We start from the raw sequence: 2,945 nt of genomic DNA, 5'->3' as shown, positions 1-2,945 counted from the left end.
CCGATCTGACCAAAAAACAACCCAGCTAAAAGTACCCCCCCCGCTGGACCTAGAGTGATTCCTCCGAATGGTATTCGCCCAATTCCATACCCCAGACTTAATACCAAAAAGAATACTAAAACCTTCTGTTCCTGAAGAAATATCAATAACTCGTTCACTATCTACTCTCTTAAGATGTATAACAATGATTGCAAAAGTATAAGACATGTGGAACCGACAGACCATATTTCTTCAAATGTTGCTTCGCCAAATACCAGAATATTTGTGCACTTATCAGCTCATTCACTTTATCTTGGCAAAGCAAGAAATAGCACAGTTCGGTTTTCATGTGGTTTAAAAGTTATTTATGAGGATTAAACCACTAGAAAGGAGCTACGACCCTTCTTTATTTAAGGAAGAGAAATAAGCATTCTTAAAACTAGACAAGTTGTCTGAACTATCTACACGTCATCGTACAAGGTCTGAATATGTAAACGGTCATTCACATGAGCTAATGCAAATCAACCAATTAAGAAAAAGCAGTCAACGATATTCTAATTTTACTCACAGGAGTTCGATAGAGAGGAAAGTTAAAGTCAAACACATCTAATGACGTTAAGAACCTTACTGCACTTTCTTTCAACTTCTGCAGTAGTCAGACTAACAAGATTACAATGGTTTCACTAAACAAATAGGCCTAAGCTAACCTTATATGATGATTTACATATAGGTTTCATGTCCGCTTTCAGTCCCACATCAGCAACTTTCATCGGTGCATGCGGCGGTGTCGACGAACATTTTTCGACCGTCAACTACGTCACTACTCAAACCAAAAAAGCAGAGAGTTCATTCCCCCTGCTCTATCATGAAAATCTCCATTATTCTTCTAAAAGTTCATCAACAACAACACCAACAACGAAACCCGCAATACCACCAATTAAGATGCCGTATGGTCCATATCTAGCGCCTATAGTTGCCCCAATCTTGGCAGCCTTCAATCCGGTATCTTTACTCGCCCTTGCTTCTGAGTGATTTGTATATGGTTTTTCAGACATTTTTTCTCCTTTATTAAAGACATAGAAAAGGGCGATACCATTTCTGATATCGCCCTTTCCCGTTAACTCCGACTACTTACTTCACGGCATCACACATATGGTTAGCAAAACTACGCATCATCATGTTGGTTTGTTGCCTGCCATCGAGCTTGAGCACATTCAGCCAGAACTCGTTACCAGCAACTTCAAATTGCATAAAAGCCCGCTGATCTTGATTACGGAAACTCACCGCCCCTTCGACATTAACGAAGATACGGCCTGATTTAGTTTTACTGGCTTTCCAGTCAGCATCATTGAAGAACGCATCAACCATTTCGCCAACTTCATAGTCACAGCTTCCAGGTACACTGTTTCGAACAGTACTCAAAGCATCATCAATATCGGAGCTAAATAGGCCAGCATTCACATTGAAAGTCGCAGCCACTAGCAAACCAGCAATTAGTTTTTTCATATATTCAATCTCTTTTAGTTACTCATTATCAGTCGGTGATTGTTTAGCTTTCTTTGTATCGCAATTGCCTGGATCGAATTGCTTACCGTTAAAGGTTCCACATGCATCAGCCGTCCAATGGGTCACAATCCCTGCCATGGCTGTTACTTGTGGGCCAGGCTTTCCATTCCAGTTAGCCTCCAGCTGTTCCCTGGACAGCGAGGGGTTACCTCCTAACGTACCACCGCTTCCGTAAGCCAATGTTTGTGCCGAGGTCGCTGCCAGAATGGCACCTAATAGAACACGCTGAATTACTGTTTTTCTCATTGTTTAACCTTCTTGGTTTGGATCGATAAACACCGCCAATCACAGCGCTGATAGGACACTGTGATTCTTGGTAGGTAATTATGAATTGAGTGATCGACAGGTTATGTCGATCAAGGGAAAGAGCATGTCAAAACATTCACGCCCTTTATGGCTCAGGCTTATAAAAGCAATAACAAAATCACTAACCTGATGAGTTTTGGTTGGAAATAATCCTGCTCGACATTCCCTGACTGGTTGTACCCATAAAATGCGCAGGATGAAAGAGCATGACAAACTAGCCAAGCGATTAGGAATCATACTGACCAGATTAAATACTGGCGAAAAGCTGTATCTGGAAGAACTTTCCCGTGAATTCAATGTATCTGAACGAACATTACAGCGTGATTTCAATGAACGATTAAACTACCTCCCTATTGAACGTATTGGTGCTTGCTACTTTCTTGATCCCAAGGTACTAGGCAACCAATCAGGTAGAGAGCTTTCAATACTTCTCTTAAACATGGGGCTGGATAACCTATTTCCTAGCAAGCATTATCTGTCTAATGGCGTACTAAATAACAGTACAATGCCACCTTTTCTATTCAAGAACCCACGTATTGAAGACATCAGCCAAAATGCTTCAGTGTTCGAGAAGCTCATTGAATCAGTTCAACGCAACAACGTGATTTCCTTTACTTATGAAGGCCTGAGATATAACGAATTTCTCCCCTACCGCTTGGTTAATGACAGAAGTATCTGGTATCTTGCCGGAACTCACAGAAAACGCCTACATTCGTTTAGGATCGCCAAAATTTCAGAATTAGTCCGATACGATAATAAATATTCTCCGGATATTAACATCTCGCAGAAGCTGTCTGGTGTAGCACTCGACGAATGGCGCAATGATGCTGTTGAAGTAATTCTACAGATTCAGGCCAATGCCATCGATAGCCTGTTCAAGGAGGATACAACTGATCGCTTTAGTATCCTGAAAGAGCTTGATTCGGGCGACGTGCTAGCCAGCTACCAGACCAACAACATTCCAGCTCTATTCAGCCAGCTCAAAACATGGCTCCCTGACGTTGAAGTGTTATCACCTGACTGGGTTCGATACCAGTTGAAGCAAGAGTTACAAGCTTATCTGGACTCAACCAAGTAAATGCAACAATTTAACG

General features: G+C 41.7%; 5 protein-coding genes. 1 reads left to right on the top strand and 4 read right to left on the bottom strand.

The window, feature by feature from the left end:
- The 4 genes from MHN01_RS24770 to MHN01_RS22865 form a co-directional block, all read right to left on the bottom strand.
- Nucleotides 1-158: hypothetical protein (locus MHN01_RS24770; protein WP_370646546.1), on the bottom strand; the 158-nt coding region annotated here is incomplete at its 3' end.
- Nucleotides 159-857: 699 nt separating this feature from the next.
- Nucleotides 858-1,034, bottom strand: a complete 177-nt coding sequence (locus tag MHN01_RS22875; protein ID WP_239413650.1) for a hypothetical protein — start codon at nucleotides 1,032-1,034, stop codon at nucleotides 858-860.
- Between the two features lie 76 nt (nucleotides 1,035-1,110).
- Nucleotides 1,111-1,485: a hypothetical protein gene (locus MHN01_RS22870; protein ID WP_239413648.1), complete on the bottom strand. Its 375-nt coding sequence runs from the start codon at nucleotides 1,483-1,485 to the stop codon at nucleotides 1,111-1,113.
- A gap of 18 nt (nucleotides 1,486-1,503) precedes the next feature.
- Nucleotides 1,504-1,791 carry a hypothetical protein gene (locus MHN01_RS22865; protein ID WP_239413647.1) on the bottom strand — a complete coding sequence of 96 codons (288 nt, stop codon included), beginning with the start codon at nucleotides 1,789-1,791 and terminating at the stop codon, nucleotides 1,504-1,506.
- 256 nt (nucleotides 1,792-2,047) lie between these two features.
- On the opposite strand from MHN01_RS22865, the gene MHN01_RS22860 reads away from it, so the two are divergent.
- On the top strand, nucleotides 2,048-2,929 hold the full coding sequence (locus MHN01_RS22860; RefSeq protein WP_239413645.1) for a YafY family protein: 882 nt from the start codon (nucleotides 2,048-2,050) through the stop codon (nucleotides 2,927-2,929).
- Nucleotides 2,930-2,945: the final 16 nt, after the last annotated feature.

Source organism: Photobacterium sp. OFAV2-7, from assembly GCF_022347985.1.
Classification (GTDB): Bacteria; Pseudomonadota; Gammaproteobacteria; order Enterobacterales; family Vibrionaceae; genus Photobacterium.
Note: the sequence above shows the minus strand (reverse complement) of the source record. Positions and strands in the feature narration are given on the sequence as shown.

What these genes read in the sequence shown, in the direction of transcription:
- MHN01_RS22875 (WP_239413650.1), bottom strand. Translation starts at nt 1,034, where the DNA reads ATGTCTGAAAAACCATATACAAATCACTCAGAAGCAAGGGCGAGTAAA.
- MHN01_RS22870 (WP_239413648.1), bottom strand. Translation starts at nt 1,485, where the DNA reads ATGAAAAAACTAATTGCTGGTTTGCTAGTGGCTGCGACTTTCAATGTG.
- MHN01_RS22865 (WP_239413647.1), bottom strand. Translation starts at nt 1,791, where the DNA reads ATGAGAAAAACAGTAATTCAGCGTGTTCTATTAGGTGCCATTCTGGCA.
- MHN01_RS22860 (WP_239413645.1), top strand. Translation starts at nt 2,048, where the DNA reads ATGAAAGAGCATGACAAACTAGCCAAGCGATTAGGAATCATACTGACC.